This is a genomic window from Halorubellus sp. JP-L1 (assembly GCF_011440375.1).
GTDB lineage: Archaea > Halobacteriota > Halobacteria > Halobacteriales > Natrialbaceae > Halorubellus.
This window is the reverse complement of the sequence record NZ_JAAOIR010000003.1, coordinates 177,873-194,793: the sequence shown is the minus strand read 5'-3', so window position 1 is coordinate 194,793 and position 16,921 is coordinate 177,873. Positions and strand designations below refer to the sequence as shown.

18 protein-coding genes are annotated in these 16,921 nt (G+C 67.5%); 14 read left to right on the top strand and 4 right to left on the bottom strand.

Annotated elements, in window-relative coordinates; genetic code table 11:
• Positions 1-125 precede the first annotated feature (125 nt).
• The 12 genes from G9C85_RS14705 to G9C85_RS14650 all read left to right on the top strand — a co-directional run bounded on the left by G9C85_RS14705 (position 126) and on the right by G9C85_RS14650 (position 9,848).
• Positions 126-1,319, top strand: a complete 1,194-nt coding sequence (locus G9C85_RS14705) for an MBL fold metallo-hydrolase (protein ID WP_166041330.1) — start codon at positions 126-128, stop codon at positions 1,317-1,319.
• An 8-nt stretch (positions 1,320-1,327) separates the two neighbouring features.
• A complete protein-coding gene (locus G9C85_RS14700) occupies positions 1,328-1,885 on the top strand; it encodes a YeeE/YedE family protein (RefSeq protein ID WP_166041328.1) in 558 nt (185 codons plus the stop codon).
• On the top strand, positions 1,886-2,344 hold the full coding sequence (locus G9C85_RS14695; RefSeq protein ID WP_166041326.1) for a YeeE/YedE family protein: 459 nt from the start codon (positions 1,886-1,888) through the stop codon (positions 2,342-2,344).
• Positions 2,345-2,355: 11 nt separating this feature from the next.
• A complete protein-coding gene (locus G9C85_RS14690) occupies positions 2,356-3,531 on the top strand; it encodes an inorganic phosphate transporter (RefSeq protein ID WP_166041324.1) in 1,176 nt (391 codons plus the stop codon).
• A 31-nt stretch (positions 3,532-3,562) separates the two neighbouring features.
• A complete protein-coding gene (locus tag G9C85_RS14685; RefSeq protein ID WP_166041322.1) occupies positions 3,563-4,852 on the top strand; it encodes an MFS transporter in 1,290 nt (429 codons plus the stop codon).
• Positions 4,853-5,223: 371 nt separating this feature from the next.
• Positions 5,224-5,388 (top strand): hypothetical protein, encoded by a 165-nt coding sequence (locus tag G9C85_RS14680; RefSeq protein WP_166041320.1) that lies wholly within the window; start codon positions 5,224-5,226, stop codon positions 5,386-5,388.
• The gene (locus G9C85_RS14675) at positions 5,378-6,448 is read left to right on the top strand and encodes a sulfite exporter TauE/SafE family protein (RefSeq protein WP_166041318.1); all 1,071 of its coding nucleotides are present in this window, start codon (positions 5,378-5,380) and stop codon (positions 6,446-6,448) included. Before G9C85_RS14680 ends, G9C85_RS14675 begins: the two co-directional genes overlap by 11 nt.
• A gap of 112 nt (positions 6,449-6,560) precedes the next feature.
• Positions 6,561-6,965: a helix-turn-helix domain-containing protein gene (locus G9C85_RS14670; protein ID WP_166041316.1), complete on the top strand. Its 405-nt coding sequence runs from the start codon at positions 6,561-6,563 to the stop codon at positions 6,963-6,965.
• Between the two features lie 177 nt (positions 6,966-7,142).
• Entirely contained in the window at positions 7,143-7,502 is a 360-nt protein-coding gene (trxA, locus tag G9C85_RS14665; RefSeq protein ID WP_166041642.1) for a thioredoxin, read from the top strand.
• Positions 7,503-8,528: an NAD(P)/FAD-dependent oxidoreductase gene (locus G9C85_RS14660; RefSeq protein WP_166041314.1), complete on the top strand. Its 1,026-nt coding sequence runs from the start codon at positions 7,503-7,505 to the stop codon at positions 8,526-8,528.
• Positions 8,529-8,692: 164 nt separating this feature from the next.
• Positions 8,693-9,370 (top strand): nucleotidyltransferase domain-containing protein, encoded by a 678-nt coding sequence (locus G9C85_RS14655; protein WP_166041640.1) that lies wholly within the window; start codon positions 8,693-8,695, stop codon positions 9,368-9,370.
• Positions 9,363-9,848: a hypothetical protein gene (locus G9C85_RS14650; protein ID WP_166041312.1), complete on the top strand. Its 486-nt coding sequence runs from the start codon at positions 9,363-9,365 to the stop codon at positions 9,846-9,848. Before G9C85_RS14655 ends, G9C85_RS14650 begins: the two co-directional genes overlap by 8 nt.
• Positions 9,849-9,891: 43 nt before the next feature.
• On the opposite strand, the gene G9C85_RS14645 is transcribed toward G9C85_RS14650, so the two are convergent.
• A complete protein-coding gene (locus tag G9C85_RS14645; RefSeq protein ID WP_166041310.1) occupies positions 9,892-10,170 on the bottom strand; it encodes a hypothetical protein in 279 nt (92 codons plus the stop codon).
• Positions 10,167-10,619 carry a helix-turn-helix domain-containing protein gene (locus G9C85_RS14640; RefSeq protein WP_166041308.1) on the bottom strand — a complete coding sequence of 151 codons (453 nt, stop codon included), beginning with the start codon at positions 10,617-10,619 and terminating at the stop codon, positions 10,167-10,169. Before G9C85_RS14640 ends, G9C85_RS14645 begins: the two co-directional genes overlap by 4 nt.
• 369 nt (positions 10,620-10,988) lie before the next feature.
• Between G9C85_RS14640 and G9C85_RS14635 the strand changes: the two genes are divergently transcribed.
• Positions 10,989-11,429, top strand: a complete 441-nt coding sequence (locus G9C85_RS14635; protein ID WP_166041306.1) for a CopD family protein — start codon at positions 10,989-10,991, stop codon at positions 11,427-11,429.
• Positions 11,430-11,482: 53 nt separating this feature from the next.
• Here G9C85_RS14635 and G9C85_RS14630 read toward each other — a convergent pair whose 3' ends face one another.
• Positions 11,483-14,149 carry an acetate--CoA ligase family protein gene (locus tag G9C85_RS14630; RefSeq protein WP_166041304.1) on the bottom strand — a complete coding sequence of 889 codons (2,667 nt, stop codon included), beginning with the start codon at positions 14,147-14,149 and terminating at the stop codon, positions 11,483-11,485.
• 93 nt (positions 14,150-14,242) lie between these two features.
• A complete protein-coding gene (locus G9C85_RS14625; protein WP_166041302.1) occupies positions 14,243-15,823 on the bottom strand; it encodes an acetolactate synthase large subunit in 1,581 nt (526 codons plus the stop codon).
• Positions 15,824-16,010: 187 nt separating this feature from the next.
• On the opposite strand from G9C85_RS14625, the gene G9C85_RS14620 reads away from it, so the two are divergent.
• Positions 16,011-16,328 (top strand): CGCGG family rSAM-modified RiPP protein, encoded by a 318-nt coding sequence (locus G9C85_RS14620; protein ID WP_166041300.1) that lies wholly within the window; start codon positions 16,011-16,013, stop codon positions 16,326-16,328.
• Positions 16,329-16,921: the final 593 nt, after the last annotated feature.

Below are 16,921 nucleotides of genomic sequence, written 5' to 3'. Positions count from 1 at the left end.
GGCCGCAGTAACTTGGCGTCCGGTATTCGAGGATGCGAGCGAGAAACGGACTACAGTATTGTTTATGATTGGAACTTCTATGCAAACCCTTTTGTACGTCCGACCGATAGAAGCGACTGCACAACATGAACGCCGACGACTTCCCGACCCCGGACGTCGACGTGGAAACCGTCGACCCGGAATCGCTCAAAGACAGCATCGACGCCGGCGAGGACGTCACGCTCCTCGACGCACGCATGCAGTCAGACTACGATGAATGGCGCATCGACGGCGAGAACGTCACGTCCACCAACGTCCCGTACTTCGAGTTCCTCGAGGACGAGATCGACGACGACGTCCTCGAACAGATCCCCGACGACCGCAAAGTGACCGTCCTGTGTGCGAAGGGCGGCGCCAGCGAGTACGTCGCGGGCACGCTCGCGGAACGCGGATACGACGTGAACCACCTCGAGGACGGCATGAACGGCTGGGCGAGCATCTACGAGGCCGTCGAAGTCGAGCGCTACGACGGCGCCGGCACGCTCCTCCAGTACCAGCGCCCGTCCTCGGGCTGCCTCGGCTACCTCCTCTACGACGACGGGGAAGCCGCGATCGTCGACCCGCTGCGTGCGTTCACCGACCGCTACCTCGAGGACGCCGACGACCTCGGCGTCGACATCGAGTACGCGCTCGACACGCACGTTCACGCGGACCACATCTCGGGCGTGCGCGGCCTCGACGCGGAAGGCGTCGAGGGCGTGATTCCCGAGGCGGCCGTCGACCGCGGCGTCACGTACGCCGACGAACTGACCACGGCTGCGGACGGCGACACCTTCGAAGTCGGCGATGCGACCATCGAGGCCGTCTACACGCCCGGGCACACGACCGGGATGACCTCGTACCTCGTCGACGACAGCCTGCTCGCGACGGGCGACGGACTGTTCGTCGAGAGCGTCGCCCGCCCCGACCTCGAAGAGGGCGACGACGGCGCACCCGACGCCGCCAGCATGCTCTACGAATCCCTCCAGGAACGCGTGCTCGCGCTCCCCGACGACACCCTGATCGGTGGCGCGCACTTCAGCGACGCCGCCGAGCCCGCCGACGACGGCACCTTCACGGCGCCCATCGGCCAGCTCGTCGACGAGATGGACGCGCTCACGATGGACGAGGAGGACTTCGTCGAACTGATCCTCTCGGACATGCCGCCGCGACCGGCGAACTACGAGGAGATCATCGCGACGAACCTCGGCCAGAGCGCCGTCGACGACGACGAGGCGTTCACGCTCGAACTCGGGCCGAACAACTGCGCAGCCAGCCAGGACTCGCTCGCGGGTGACTGAGACCGCCGATGGTACTCGATCCAGCACCGATCCAGATGGCCGCCGAGCTGTTCCCGAACGGGATCAGTCGCTACGCCATCGGTGGCTTGCTCGTCGGGCTCGGCACCGTCATCATCTACGTCGGGACGGGGATTCCAGCCGGCGCGAGCACGTTCCTGGAGTCGACGCTGTCGTACGTCTCCGACCAGTCGCGGTTCCAGAAGTACGTCGCCTCGCGCGACTGGCGACTCGTGTTCACGGCCGGCATCGTCCTGGGCGGGCTCGCGTTCGCGGCCACGTTCCAGTCCGGCCTAGTCACGAGTTCGCTGTACGAACCCGGGACGACCGGGCAGCTGTACGACGTCGCCGGCGTGACGCTGTGGACGACCGACGTCCAGCCCTGGCGGCTGTTCCTCGGCGGCATCCTGGTCGGCATCGGGACCCGCATCGGGAAGGGTTGTACGTCCGGGCACGGCGTCTGCGGCGTCGGCTCGGCGTCGAAGACGTCGCTCGTCGGCGTCGTGACGTTCCTGACCGTAGCCATCGGGACCGCGCAGGTCGTCGCCGCACTCGGGGTGAGCCCCTAGATGGCTGACCGCCACCCGCTGTTCAAGCCGCTGATCTTCGTCGGCGGCCTAGTGTTCGGGTTCGGGCTCGGGTTCAGCCACATGGCGCGGCCGGAGGTCGTGCTGAACTTCCTCCAGTTCGACGACCTCGGACTTCCGTTCGTCATGTTCGGCGCCGCGATCGTCTCCGGGATCGCGTTCGCACTGTTGCCCCGGATCCGTGATGCCGCACCCCTCACGGGCGACCCCTACGAGCGGCGCCTGAAGCCGTTCGACCGGAACGTCCTCGTCGGCGGCGCCGTCTTCGGCGTCGGCTGGGGGCTCTCCGGGATCTGCCCCGGTGCCGCGTACGCGAGCCTCGGCGTCGGTAACGTCACCATCCTCTGGGCGCTCGCCGGGATGTTCCTCGGCGCGTACGCCCAGGGCTACTGGCGGAGCCGCACACAGACGACTGACGCTACCCCGACGGGCGCAGACTGACCTCAGTTCCCATGGACCCCGCCCTCCTCGCCCTCTTCGTCGGTGCAGCGCTCGCCAGCCTGTTCATGGCGTGGGTGATCGGCGCCGGGTCGAGCGGCGCGACGCCGTTCGCTCCCGCCGTCGGCGCGAACGCCATCGGAACGATGCGGGCCGCCTTCCTCGTCGGTATCTTCGGGTTCGCTGGCGCCGTCACGCAGGGCAGCAACGTCTCGGAAGCCGTCGGGAGCGGCCTCGTCGGCGGCATCAGCCTGCCCGTCGCCGGCGTCATCCTCGTGCTCGTGTTGGGCGCGGGACTGATGGCAGTCGGCATCACGACCGGCTATCCGATCGCGACCGCGTTCACCGTCACGGGCGCGGTCGTCGGGGTCGGCCTCGCCCTCGGCGGGACGCCGGTCTGGGCGAAGTACCAGCAGATCGCCGCCGTCTGGGTGCTGACGCCGTTCGTCGGCGGCGGCATCGCGTTCGCCATCGCCAGCGTCCTTCCGCGGTCCGACGTCCCCGAACGCTACAGTATCCCGGGACTCGCCGGTCTCGTCGGTGCCGTCCTCGTGAACGTCGAGTTCGGCTTTCTCGGCGCGGGGCGCGCGGCGGGAACCGTCCGCGGTCTCGCGCAGCGGACGCTGGCGGTCGACGGACTCGCGTCGGCGGTCGTCGTCACTGGCCTCGCGGCGCTGGCCGTCGCGGCGGTCGTCTGGTGGGACGTGAGCCGTGACGAACGCGGCGGCCTGCGGCGCGTACTGCTCGCGCTCGGCTCGCTCGTGGCGTTCTCCGCGGGCGGCAGCCAGGTCGGCCTCGCCGTCGGGCCGCTGCTCCCCCTGCTCGACGAGGTGGGGATGGTTTCGGCGTTCGCCGTGCTCGTCGGGGGTGGCTTCGGGATGCTCGCGGGCTCGTGGACGGGCGCGCCCCGGATGATCAAGTCGCTCGCGCAGGACTACTCGTCGCTCGGCCCGCGGCGCTCCATCTCGGCGCTCGTCCCGTCGTTCCTGATCGCGCAACTGGCCGTCCTGCTAGGGGTCCCCGTGTCGTTCAACGAGATCGTCGTCAGCGCCATCATCGGGAGCGGCGCCGCGGTCGGCGGCCGGGCGGCGATAGATGCCAGAAAGATTCTCGTGACAGTGGGGGCGTGGGCGGGGTCGTTCCTCCTGTCGTTCGCGCTCGCGTACGCCGCCGCGTTCGTCCTCCTGTAACCGACAAATGAACCACTGAACTACGATACCAATGAGTACGACAACTGAACTCGAACAGGGAATTCGCGAACACGTCGGGCAGTTCTCGCTGCACGTCCTGCTCGTGTTCGCGACCGGGCTGACCATCGGGTCCGAACGCACCGTCGTCCCCGCGCTGGGGGAGGACGTCCTCGGCGTGGAGTCGTTCCTCGTCATCGGGTCGTTCGTCGTTTCGTTCGGGGTCGTGAAGTCGGTCCTCAACCTCTACGCCGGCAAGTGGGGCGAGACGTACGGCCGCAAACCCGTGCTCGTCGCCGGGTGGGCGACGGCGCTCCCCCTCCCGATCATCCTCGTCTTCGCGCCGAGCTGGGGCTGGATCACGGTCGGGAACGTTCTATTGGGGATCAACCAGGCGCTGACCTGGAGTATGGCAATCAACGCGAAAATCGACCTCGCAGGTCCCGATCAGCGCGGGCTCGCGGTCGGCATCGACGAGTCCTTCGGCTACACCGGCGTCGCCGTCGGCGCCTGGATCACGGGCGTCATCGCGAGCCGGTGGAGCCTCCGGCCGGAGCCGTTCTACTTCCTCGCCGTCGTCGTCGTGCTGGCCTTGCTCGTCTCGGTCTTCCTGATCAAGGAGACCGTCCAGTACGCGCAGGCAGAGGGCGACGACGACCACCACGACGCGAACCTCCCGTTCGTCGAAGTGCTGAAGCGCGCGACGTACGGGGACCGGACGCTGTTCGCCGCTGCGCAAGCGGGGCACGTCGAGAACTTCGTCGACACGCTGTTCTGGATCGCCGTCCCCCTGTATCTACTCAGCCAGGACCTGGACATCGCGGCGGTCGGCGTCGTCGTCGGCGTCCACAGTGCGATGTATTTCCTCCAGATCGCGACTGGCGGTCTCGCGGACCGGATCGGTCGCCGTCCGCCGGTCGTCCTCGGGATGTTCCTGGCGGGAGCCGGCGTCCTCGGGATGGTGCTCGTCGATAGCTACCTCCCGTGGGTCGTCCTCGCTGGCACGTCCGGGCTCGGGATGGCGCTCCTGTACCCGAACCTGATGACGGTCCCCAGCGACGCGGCGCACCCGACGTGGCGCTCGGCCGGCATGGGCGTCTATCGGATGTGGCGCGACTCCGGATACGCGGTCGGAGCGGTCGTGATCGGCCTCTCGATGGAGTTCGTGAACGCCGAAGCCGCATTCTACGTGACCGCTGGCCTGATGTTCGTCTCCGGGCTCGTGGTGTACGGCTGGATGGAGGAGACCCATCCCGAGTTCGGGACGCACGAGCCGCCTGCGCCCGCGACGTCCGGGCCTGGAACGGTCGCACCGGACGACTGACGAGCCCCCGCGGCGTTCGTCGCGGACTTCTTCTCCCGACAGGTCACTCCCCGCGGTGATGAGTGGACTTCGCCGGAACGGTTGGTACGTCTGGATCGATTTCGGTGGTGATCTGGGCGCGCGAGCGTGCTCTCGTTCGGGAGTCGTCCCCCGACGCGTGCGCTCGGCGGATTCGACTCGCACTACAGGTGGTCGGAGGCCGAGCAGGCTCCATACGTTATCAGTGGGTTATCGGTGGTCCCGCGGGGGTTACCCGAATATAGTATTGTGTAGTAATCCCAAAACCGTTATAGGCATGAGAGGGATAGGAGGAACCGAGCAGAAATGTGCCAACAGCGAATTTCCGCGTTCGAAGATCGGAGTGAGAATCGATGGCAGGACTAGCGGTACCGACGTGGGACCCGGAGACGGCCTTGCTCATCGGCACGATCCTCCTGGAGGCCATCGTGCTGTACGTGGGCTACGGCGGTCTCGAACGACTCTTCGGACCCCACCTCATGAAGTTCCTGATCGGAGGTGAATCGGATGCTCGATAACCTCCCCAACGTGCTCGACGTCCTTGGGACGAGCCCCGAGATGCTGGCGCTGTTCGTCGGATTCGGCCTCGTCGTCGGCATCCTCTTCGGGTTCTTCGGCATGGGCGGCTCGTTCCTCGTGACGCCCGCCCTGTTGATGCTCGACTATCCGGCACCCGTCGCGGTCGGGAGCGGGATGGCGTTCGTCTTCGGGACGGCCGTCATCGCGACCCTCAAACACCACGACCTCGGGCAGGTCGACTACAAGCTCGGCGTGATCATGATCACCGGGACCACCATCGGCATCGAGGCCGGGCGCGCCAGCGTCTACTACCTCCAGTCGCTGGGACTCGCGGGCGGGATCATCAGCGTCGCCTACGTCGTCCTCCTGGGCGGCGTCGGCGCGATGGTCACCCGCGACGCCCTGAAAGGCGGCGACGGTGACGGCGGCGGCGGTGGGATGGACCACGAGGCAGCCGACAGGGACCTCAGCGAGTACGAGATCCCCGAGATCGCGAAGAAGATCCAGCGGACGGTTCGGATTCCGCCGATGGTGACGCTCCGCGGCGACGTCCGCGTCTCCGTGTGGGTCATCACTAGCGTCGCCTTCGCAACCGGCCTGCTTTCGGGCTTCCTCGGCGTCGGTGGCGGCTTCATCCGGATGCCCGCAATGCTGTACGCGATCGGCGTCCCGGTCCCCGTCGCCGTCGGGACGGACCTCTTCGAGATCGTCTTCTCCGGCGGCCTCGGGAGCTACCTCTACGGCCAGGGCGGCGGCGTCGACCTCGGCATCGTCGCGCCGCTGCTGTTCGGGAGCGCACTCGGCGCCCGGGTCGGCTCCGCGGCGACCGCTGTCGTCGACTCCGACGGCATCAAGGGCTACTTCGGCGGCATGCTACTGGTCGGCGCCATCGCGGTCGGCATCGGCGAGGTCGGCAGCTTCGTCGGCAGCCCCACCCTGGAGACGCTCGGTCTGGTCCTCGTCGTCGGCGCGGCAGTCGTCGTCGCCGTCGCGATCCTCTACACGACGATCGCCTCGCTCCGCGTGACGCGTCGCCGGCAGGCGTCCGCTGCGGACTAGGCCGTCGTCGCTCCAAACCGCCTGTCAGTCAAACCGTTACCGCCAACCGCGAAATTGTGCAGACTGTGCAAAAGTCTTTTAATGGCCCGGAGCCAATATACCGACGATAACCATGCCCGATTCGATGTCCGAACAGCTCCGTCGAGACATGGCCTGCGAGGGTCTGCTCGAGTGTTTCCACGGCCTCAAGGAGCTCGACAAGGAGTGCTTCCAGGCACTCGTCGAGGCGGACGAACGGCTGACCGTCGACGAGATCGCCGAGGCAGTCGACCGCGAACGCTCCACCGCGTACCGAGCCGTCCAGCGCCTGCTCCAGACCGGCTTCATCGAGAAGGACCAGATCAACTACGACCAGGGCGGTTACTACCACGTCTACTCGCCGACGGACCCGTCCCAGATCGCGGACGAGATGCAGCGACTGCTCAACGACTGGTACGCGAAGATGGGCCAGCTCATCCAGGAGTTCGAGGACAAGTACGAGCAGTCCGAGGCCTCGGCTCCTCCCGTCGAAGGCTAACGCCGTCTTCTCTCTCTTCTCTACTCATCTGTGCGCACCCTACAAGACTTCCGGTCGGTGAGACACGACCCTGGGGGCCGAGTGGGAAGACCGCGTTCCTGGTCACAGAACTCGGTTGTGCGGTATTGTGAATATTCTCCAAAACTCTTAATTGGTGCCGGTTCGTAGGAACTGATGATGACGACTGATACTGCAGCCGACGCCGGCACCGCCACCGCGAACGAACCCCGCCACGTCGACGGCGAGTCACAACTCGACGTCCTCGTCGCCGAGAACGACGTCGTCCTCGTGGACTTCTACGCCGACTGGTGTGGCCCCTGCCAGATGCTCGAACCCGTCGTCGAGACGCTCGCCGCGGACACCGACGCGACCGTCGCCAAGGTCGACGTCGACGCCAACCAGCCACTCGCGCAGGCCTACGGCGTCCGTGGCGTCCCGACGCTCGTCCTGTTCGCCGACGGCGACCAGGTCGAGGAACTCGTCGGCCTCCAGAGCGAGGAGGAACTTCGAACGCTCGTCGAATCCTACAGCCAGTAGATGACCGGGGACGTTCGCGACCTCGTCGTCGCCGGGTCGGGGATCGCTGGCCTCTCGGCCGCTGTGTACGCCGCGCGCGCCGACCTCGACCCGCTCGTGCTCGAGGGCGACGAGCCCGGCGGCCAGCTCACGCTGACGACCGACGTCGAGAACTACCTCGGGTTCCCCGACGGCGTCGGCGGCATGGACCTCGTCCAACGGGGAAAAGAGCAAGCCGAGAAGTTCGGCGCCGAGTTCCAGCACGGCCGCATCGACGATGCCGTCCTCGACGACGACCCGATAGCGCTCTCGCTGTCGAACGGCGACTCGATCCGCACGCGAGCGCTGATCGTCGCGACCGGCGCGAGCGCACGCTGGGTCGGCGCCGAGAACGAGGACGAATTGATGGGGCACGGACTCTCGACGTGCGCGACGTGCGACGGCGCGTTCCACCGCGGCGACGACGTCCTCGTCGTCGGCGGCGGCGACAGCGCGATGGAGGAAGCGCTCTTCCTCGCGAAGTTCGCCGACACCGTGACGGTCGTCCACCGTCGCGAGGAACTTCGCGCATCCGAGATCATGGCCGACCGCGCTCGCGAGCACGAGTCGGTCCAGTTCCGCTGGAACACGGAACTCGACGCCATCCACGGCTCGCGGGACGATGGCGTCACCGGCGTCACGCTCGTCTCCCATCCCGAGGGCTACCCCAGGGAGAGGGCCGCGTCCGGCGTCGACGTCGCACGAGAGACGGTCGACGTCGGCGGCGTGTTCTACGCCGTCGGCCACACGCCGAACACGGGATTCCTCGAAGGGACTGCCGTCGAACGGGACGAGAGCGGCTACGTCTTCACGCAGACCGAGGACACTGGTCGGCCGACAGCGCGGACGGACGCCGACGGCGTGTTCGCCGCCGGCGACGTCGCCGACCCCCGGTACCGACAGGCGATCACGTCCGCCGGAACCGGCAGCATGGCCGCACTCGACGCCGAGGAATACCTCGAAACGCACCGCGACGCTGCCGAAGCGACGGCGACGCCGACCGCCTGACGGTCACGATCTCCTCAGAGGTCACGTCCCCCTTCAGAACTGCTCTGGAGGACGATGCGCCGTGGCGGTATCGCTCACCCTTCACGAGGAGAGGGTGAACAGCGAGTTTCCCCTTGGCACCATATTTATATGTCGTTGCACAGTATCGGATAGTGTCCGATTTCATGGGACGAGGTATAAGTATCTGCGTGGACGTGCCCTCGCCGAGCGATGGCACAGTCTTCCGGATAGAAGCGGCCGATGAGATTCTTCGAGTTCTTGCCGATGCGCACGAGTCGGAGTTCACCATTCCCGAACTTGTCGACGCGACCGACGTGTCCAGATCGACCGTGTGGCGAGCCGTCGAGTTACTCGAGAGCATCAGCGCAGTCCGAGTTCGCGAGACGCCACAGCGGAACTACGTCTCGATACACCCGGAACGCCTCCAGAAGGACGACCCCGTCTTCGCCATCGAGCAACCGGAGTTCCGCCCGCCGACACGAGAATTCGTCGACCGCGTAACAAACGCCCTCGAAACGACCGACGAGGTCGAAGATCTCGTGGGAGTCCTCGTCTTCGGGAGCGTCGCTCGCGGTGAGGCTGACCGGCGCAGCGACATCGATCTGTTCGTCGTCGTTCGTGGCGACCGGACAACCGCCAGACGAACCGTCACCGAGGTCGTGACCGATCTGGAAGCAGAACGGTTCGATGGCGAGCGCTTCGAGTTCGAGCCCTACGTCGAGACCACTGAGAGCGCAACTCGAGCAAGATCGAAACTCCGGGAAATCTTCGAGGAAGGCATCGCAGTCCACGGGAGCGGAGAGCTGACCGCACTCCGAACCGAGGTGTTTGCCGATGAGTAGCACTCGCATCGAACAACTCATCGCCGATGCGCAAGCTGCGTTCGACCGACGACCGACCCACGTGGAACCCGGTCTCGACGTCAGTAGCCCAGCGCTCTTGCAACTCCGGAAAGCATGCCGCCTCCTGGCAGGCGCAGACGCACTCCGCGACGAGGAATTCTACACGCTCGTGATCGAAGCGTCGTTCGTCGCTATCGAACGAACAGTCGAATTTCGACTCCTCGAGCGAGGTACTACTGACCCCGACGAACTCCCCGGCACTCATCCCGGCGTCTACGGGGAAGCCGCTCGGATTGGCACATTTTCCGAGACGACTGCGAACGAGCTCGCGGAACTCTGGCGGGACCATCGGGCGAAGACGTACTATCGGGATGGGCTCGCCGCTGCCGACCGTGCCGAGAAAATGTACGCGCTCGCCGAGGAACTGCACGCCTACATCGTCGGGCAGTCTGGCCAGGGCCACGAATGCATTTGCTAGTGAGGACATCGAGGTCGAGGACGCGTCGTCGCCCCCGAACCGTTCAGTGGCCGTAGAGGCCGTAGATCATGACGAGAAAGCCGGCGCAGGCGACGAGACTCTCGAAGAGCATCCCCTGAACGCTCGGGATGGCGAAGACGTGGTGGAGGACACCGACCAGGAACGTCCCGATCGTGATGACCACGAGACCCACTGCGAAGTACTGGAGGCCCTCGATCCGCGTTCGCTGATACGCGCGATACGCCAACAGGGAGACGACGCCCCCGAGTATGAGCGCGGCGACCTTGACGAGGCCGAGGACGACGACGATGGCGTCCGTCATGACTCTCGCCGCATCTCCGACCAGAAGGTCGCCAACCGTTCCTCCGGGTCCTCCGCTGGTCGGTCGATGGAGACCGCGAACTCGTCGCCGTCGATACTGATCGAGACGTCCGTGAAGTGCCGCTCGTAGAGGGTGGCGTTCGGTCCGTCGCTGCGGACCTCGGTGTACTCCTTGACGAGTGCCGCGTCCCGGAGTCGCTCGAGTTTCCGGTACACCGTCGAACTCGAGAGGTCGCACTCGTCGCAGAGTTCGGTCGCGGACTTCGGTTCGTCCAGCGTCGCGAGTATCGCCCTGCACTTGTCGTCGTCGAGCGATCGGAGGACTGCCGACACGGGCGGGTCGTCGTCGTCCGTCGAGGATTCTCGGTCCACGTCGGTCGCTGTCCGCGTCTCGTTCGACCGCGAGGGGACGAGCGAAAGCCGCGTACGGTCGACGTATTCCTCGGTCATTCGAATATAGTGTTCTCGAGGCGCCTCGACTCGGAGCCGAGTGCGCCGCCAGTTACATCCATCTTGTGACGATGGTCGTTTAGAGCTATCGGGTCGTCCCAGGACGTGGGAGTTGCAGGTGTTCCGAGACGCCGATGGTCGGCAGTCGACGATGCCGTCGCTGGACGCCGCCGGCCACGCCCCACTCCCACACTCTGGGATGCTTCCATCGTTGTTTACCTATTGCCGTCCCAGATTCGGGCGAACGATGCACGCCGGTCTTCACCGTCGGAGCGAACGGAACGTACGCACCTCGCTAGAGGTTCGCGAATCGACTGACGAGACCCCGAATTCGGGGCGAGCAGCCCGTTCGACCGTGGAGGGGCAGTGATGGTGTCGATGCTCGACGTCGTGATGACGATTCACACCGTCTTCGCGGCGCTGTGGACCGGCGGAACGCTCGTGGTCGCAGGCGGCGTGCTCCCTGCGGCCCGTAGAGAACTGCTCGGCGAGGAGGCGCTGGCGCTCATCGGGCGTCGGTTCTCGTACCTCACGATCGCGTCGGTACTGGGACTGCTGTTCACCGGCGGCCACCTCGCAGGGACGCTCTACACGTTCGAGAGCCTCCAGTCGACGGGGCGTGGGCACCTCGTCCTGACGATGGTCGGCCTGTGGCTCGTCCTCCCGATAGCGCTCTACGGCGGCTTCCGAAAGCTACGCGATATCTCGCCGAACCAATCGATGGCGACTGCAGCGACGGCAGCGCGACCCTGGTTCCTCGCTGCGAGCGTGGTCGCGATCGCCCTCCTCGTCGTGGCAGGCTTACTGTGAGAGACGCAAGCGGCGACTTCGAATAGTCGGCGAACGCTCCCAGCCCTGCAGTCCTACTTGTCGTTCTGGAGTTCGGCGTGGAAGTCGACGGCGACCGCCCCGTCCGGCGTCGCGACGAACGGGTTGACCTCGAGTTCGACCAGTTCGGGGTGGTCGACTGCGAGCCAGGAGAGTCGGACGAGGGCGGCCGCGAGGGCGTCGAGGTCGACCGGGTCCGAGCCGCGTGCGCCGTCGAGGATTTCGGCGGCGTCGACGGACTCGACGAGTTGGCGGGCGTCGTCTTGCGAGAGCGGTGCGAGGCCGTGCACGACGTCGTCGAGGTGTTCGACGAGGACGCCGCCGAGGCCGAACGTCACCATCGGCCCGAAGCGGGCGTGGCGGGTGACGCCGGCGACGCACTCGACGCCGTCGGGGGCGAGCTCCTGGACGAGCACGCCCGTCACGTCCGCGGTCGGAGCGTGCTCGTGGACCGTCTCGAGCACTTCGGCGACCGCGTCCTCGACGTCGCTGGCGGGGACGCCGACGCGGACGCCACCGACGTCGGACTTGTGGACCAGATCCGGGCTCGCCACCTTGATCGCGAACGGGCCGTCCGCGGCGGTCGCGAACCGCGCCGCGTCCGCCGGGGACGTCACGAGTTCGCCCGCCGGCGTCGACACGCCGTAGGCGTCGAGGACCGCCATCGCGTTGACGCCGAGCGTGTCGCGGCCTTCGGACGCGGCGCGGTCCAGCACGTCGGCGACTCGCGTTCGGTCGGCGTCGACTGGCTGGGGGGCGTGCCTGGGGTGTCGCCGACGTTCGGCCTGGGTCGCTAGCGCTGCGAGCGCGTTCGCCGCCCGGTCCGCGTCGGGATAGTTCACGATGCTGGCGTCCGCGAGCGCGGCGGTCGTCTCCGCGGTCGGTGGACCGCCCGAGAAGCAGGTCGCGACCGGCTTCCCGTACCGCCTGCTCGCGTCGCCGATCCCGGCGACGAGTTCCGGACCGTCGACGAGCGGGTGCGGCGTCGAGGCGACGATCGCCGCGTCCACGCCGTCGTCGGCGAGCACGACCTCGAGCGCGTTCACGAACCGGTCGACGGTCGCGTCGCCGAGGACGTCCAGCGGGTTGGTGACGCTCGCGGCGTCTGGCAGCGACTCGGCGAGGCGGGTTCGCGTCTCCGCCGAGAGGGAGGCGAGCGACAGGTCGGCGTCCGAGACCGCATCGGTCGCGAGGACGCCCGGGCCGCCGGCGTTCGTCACCACGGCGACGCGGTCGCCGCGCTGCAGGGGCTGGCGTGCGAACGCGCCGACGAGGTCGTACGCGGCCTGTTGGCTCGCCGCACGCACCACGCCAGCCGCGTCGAACGCGGCGTCGAACCCGGCGTCGTCGCCGACGAGCGCGCCCGTGTGGGACGCCGCGGCCGACGCACCCGCCTCGGACCGACCGGACTTCAGCCCGACGACGGGCGTCGTGCGCGACACCTCGCGGGCCGCCTCGACGAACCGGTCGCCGTCTTGGACGTCCTCCAGGTACGCGAACACGACGTCGGTGTCCGGGTCCGCGCCCCAGTACCGGAGGACGTCCGCCTCGTCGATTCCCGTGCCGTTCCCGAGGGAGACGACGTCGCGCACGCCGACGTCGTTCGAGGCCGCCCAGTCGAGCGTCGCCGTCACCACCGCGCCGGAGTGACTCAAGACGGAGACGCCGCCGGGGTCGGGGAGCGACGGCCCGAAGCTCGCGTTCATCGACCGGCGCGTGCTCAGGACGCCGAGCGCGTTCGGGCCGACGAGCACGAGGTCGTGCTCCGCGGCGATCTCGCGGAGCGCTCGCTCGCGGCTGGCGCCGTCCTCGTCGTCGCTCTCGCCGAAGCCCGCGGAGAGCACGGCGACGGCGTCGACGCCGGCCTGCCCGGCGTCGCGGACGGCGTCGACGGTCGCGTCCGCCGGCAGCACGACGACGGCCAGGTCCGCGTCGGCTTCGCTCACGTCTTTCACCGCCTCCCGTCCGAGGACGCTCTGGGTCGACCGACTCACGGGGACGACCTCGCCCGCGAACGACGACGCCAGGTTCTCGACGACCGCGCGGCCGATGGCGCCCTCACGGTCGGTCGCACCGACGACGGCGACCGTCTCCGGCGCGAACAGCGCGTCCAGGTCCCGGGAGACGCGAACGTCGCCGCGGTTCGCCGGCGTCCGGGTCGTCCGCCGCGCCCCGTCCGAATCCAGGTCGACGACGATGGAGTCAGCGCCCTCGGAGTGCGTCAGGTCGCTTCTCTGGTCGTCAGTCGCGTGGTTCGCACCGTCGAGGTCCCGCACGGCCGCGTCGGCGACGGCTGCCGGTGCGTGGACGCAGAGCGAGTCCGCCTCTCGGTCGACGGCCTCGGCGACGAGCTGCCTGACGAGCTCCACGCCGACGACGGGGGAGGCTCCGTCGTCCACGTGCACGGTCGCCTCCCAGCGTCGCCCCTCCTCGCTCGAACTCCGTCCCGTCGCTCCGTCGAGTCGCTCCACCCAAGCGTCGACGGCGTCCGCACGGAACGCGACCAGCCCGTCGTCGACGGCCGGGTCGAGTCCGGTGACAGCCGCCACCTCGTCCGTGCGACGGACCGGACAGTCAGCGAGTCGATAGATCGTGTACGCGGTGCCGTCGGGCGCGACGTACCGCGGACACCGGGGCGGACACGACGACGTTCCCTCGCACGACTCCGGATTCCAGACTGGACACTCGGTGCCGTCCGCCATTAGTATGGAATGCTACGGTCGCCGCCGCCAAGGAACTGCGTTCGAACACGTTCGCGTCTCGAGTGGCCACCGGCAGTCTGCGGCCACGGGTCGTCACTCGACGGGGACCTCGACGAGCGCCATGTCGCCGCCGACGGCGGACTCGAGAGCGTCCCGCAGCTCCGCGCTCGATTCCGGCCGGTACCCGTCGATGCCGAAGCTCTCCGCGAACGCGACGAGGTCCGGGTTCGTCAGTCCGGTGCCGAACGACTCGCCCGTGTGGTCGCGCTGTTTCTTCGAGATGAGGCCGTAGTCGTCGTCGTTGAACACGACGATCGTGTAGCCACAGCCGGTCCGGGTCGCCGTCTCGATCTCCGCGGCGTTCATCAGGAAGCCGCCGTCGCCGGTCGCCGCGACGACGTTCGCGTCGACCGCCAGGTCGCCCGCCAGCCCGCCGGGGACCGCGATCCCCATCGAGGCGAGCCCGTTCGAGATGATGCACGTGTTCGGCTCGTACGTCGGGAAGCGCTGCGCGATCTCCATCTTGTGGTTGCCGACGTCCGAGACGAGCACGTCTTCGGGCGCCATCACGTCGCGCAACATCGGGAGGACGCCTGCGACCGTGAACGGCGCCGTCTCGCTCGGCGTCCGCTCGACGTCCGCGACGATCCGCGCCCGGTAGTCCTGGAACCACTCCGTCTCGAAGGACGGCTCGGCCGACCGCGCCCAGTCAGTGAGCGCCTGGAGGGTTCGACCGCTGTCCGCGATCACCTCGACCTCGGGGTCGTAGGCCTCGTACACCTCCGCGGGTTCGCTGTCGACGTGGACGAGGACCGCGGTGCCGTCGTTCCAGTCCGCCGGGTCGTGCTCGGCGATGTCGTAGCCGACGGTGAGGACGAGGTCCGATCGCGAGATAGCGGCCGTCGCCTCGCCGTCGCTCCCCGACCCGAGCGTCATCAGCGAGCGCTCGTCGGCGTCGGACACCGCTCCCTTCCCCATGTACGTCGACACGACCGGGATGCCGGTCTCCTCGACGAACTCGCGGAGTTGCGTCGCGGCGTGCGTGCGGACGGCACCGTTCCCCGCGATCACGATCGGTCGGTCCGCCGCCCGCAAGCGCTCCTCGACGCGAGCGAGCGTCTCCGGATTGGGTGCGGCGAACGGAACTCGCTCCCGGCGTTCGAGCGGCCGCGCGTCGGTCGCCTCGGCGGCGACGTCCTCGGGGAGCTCCAGGTGCGTCGCGCCGGGTTTCTCGTACTCCGCGACCTTGAACGCCTTCCGGACGGCCTCGTGGACGATGTCCGGACTGTCGAGTTGCGTGTTCCACTTCGTCACGGGCCCGAACATCCGCAGCACGTCGATCGCCTGATGGCTCTCCTGGTGGAGGCGCTCGAGCCCGCCCTGGCCCGTGATCGCGACCAGCGGGCTCTTGTCCAGATGGGCGTCGGCGACGCCCGTGAGGAGGTTCGTCGCCCCGGGCCCGAGCGTGCCGAGGCAGACGCCCGCGTCGCCGGTCAGTCGGCCGTGGACGTCCGCCATGAACGCCGCGCCCTGCTCGTGACGCACCGGGACGAACGTCACCGTCGAGTCCCGGATCGAGAACAGCAGGTCCTCGAGTTCCTCGCCGGGGACACCGAACACGTGATCGACGCCCTCGCGTTCCAGGCACGCGACCAGCAGGTCCGACGCCTTCATGACTCGACCCGGTCCGCGATGCGGTTGAGGCACATACGTCTAGTACGTCGCGATACGAACGGAAGAACGTTCAGGCGAATACTCCCGACCGGTCGACGCCGCGGTAACCGGCACGGTGTCCCAGTCGCTCGTCGCACGGCTTCCGCGACCGAAACCATCTCCATCTCACGGCCCGTACCTATCGACGATGTCCAGTACGCCCCACGACCACGAGCACGACCACGACGCCGAACCGGTCACCGACCGCGTGCACGACAACTCCTGGTCGGCGAACCTCGAGAAGCCCGAGCACGGCGACGACCGCGAAATCGTCGTCCGGCAGGCGATCGAGGCCGTCGAACACACCGCCGACGGCAACCACGTGAACCTCGTGACGCACGCGAACCACGGCCATCCATCCGAGTACCTCTTCTCGGCGCTCGAGGACGCGTTCGACGACGACGTCGACTGGGAGTACGTCGAGCAGTGCGGGTGCGGCGGCCACGTCGTCCGCGTCCACACGTGAACCGCCGCAATCCACTGTAGGCCGGGGTAGTCGACGGCGACGAACCCCCGACAGCTGCGTTCGCTCCCCCACACCTTCCGCTGTCCTTCCGGACATAGTTCGGACGCTTCGGTGTGCAGTTCGTGGACCGGCTCGTGTGCTCCCCGGAGCTCCTCGTCACGCCCCGTCGTTCCACCCGCCCACCACATACATATAGAAAGTTATGTATATCGAAACTTGTAAGTTCGTCGTTATGTGTTTCGTGAGAGGGTCGGTTCCGTTTCTATCCAGGGCCGTGCGAGTATAATCGACCACACGGATCCGACATCGGTCCCCGCCATCCCGGAGACGGTCTCGTAGTCGTCGTCGAGCTACTGCATCCCAACATGGTCGGTCTCCTCCGCCCGTACGCGACGGTCGAACGAGAGGAGATCGCTCAGCTTCTTCTAGCGGCCGTTGTAGGTCGTATAGAGCCGCATCAGTTGAGAACGAAACCCTCGAAGCCTCGTTCGTCGACGAGTCGCCCGACCTCGATCCGCGGGCGGCCCATCGAACGTGTCCCGAGTTCCGAATTCGACGAACGTAATCCGTCTTCGCCCGACGGCTCGGGAAAC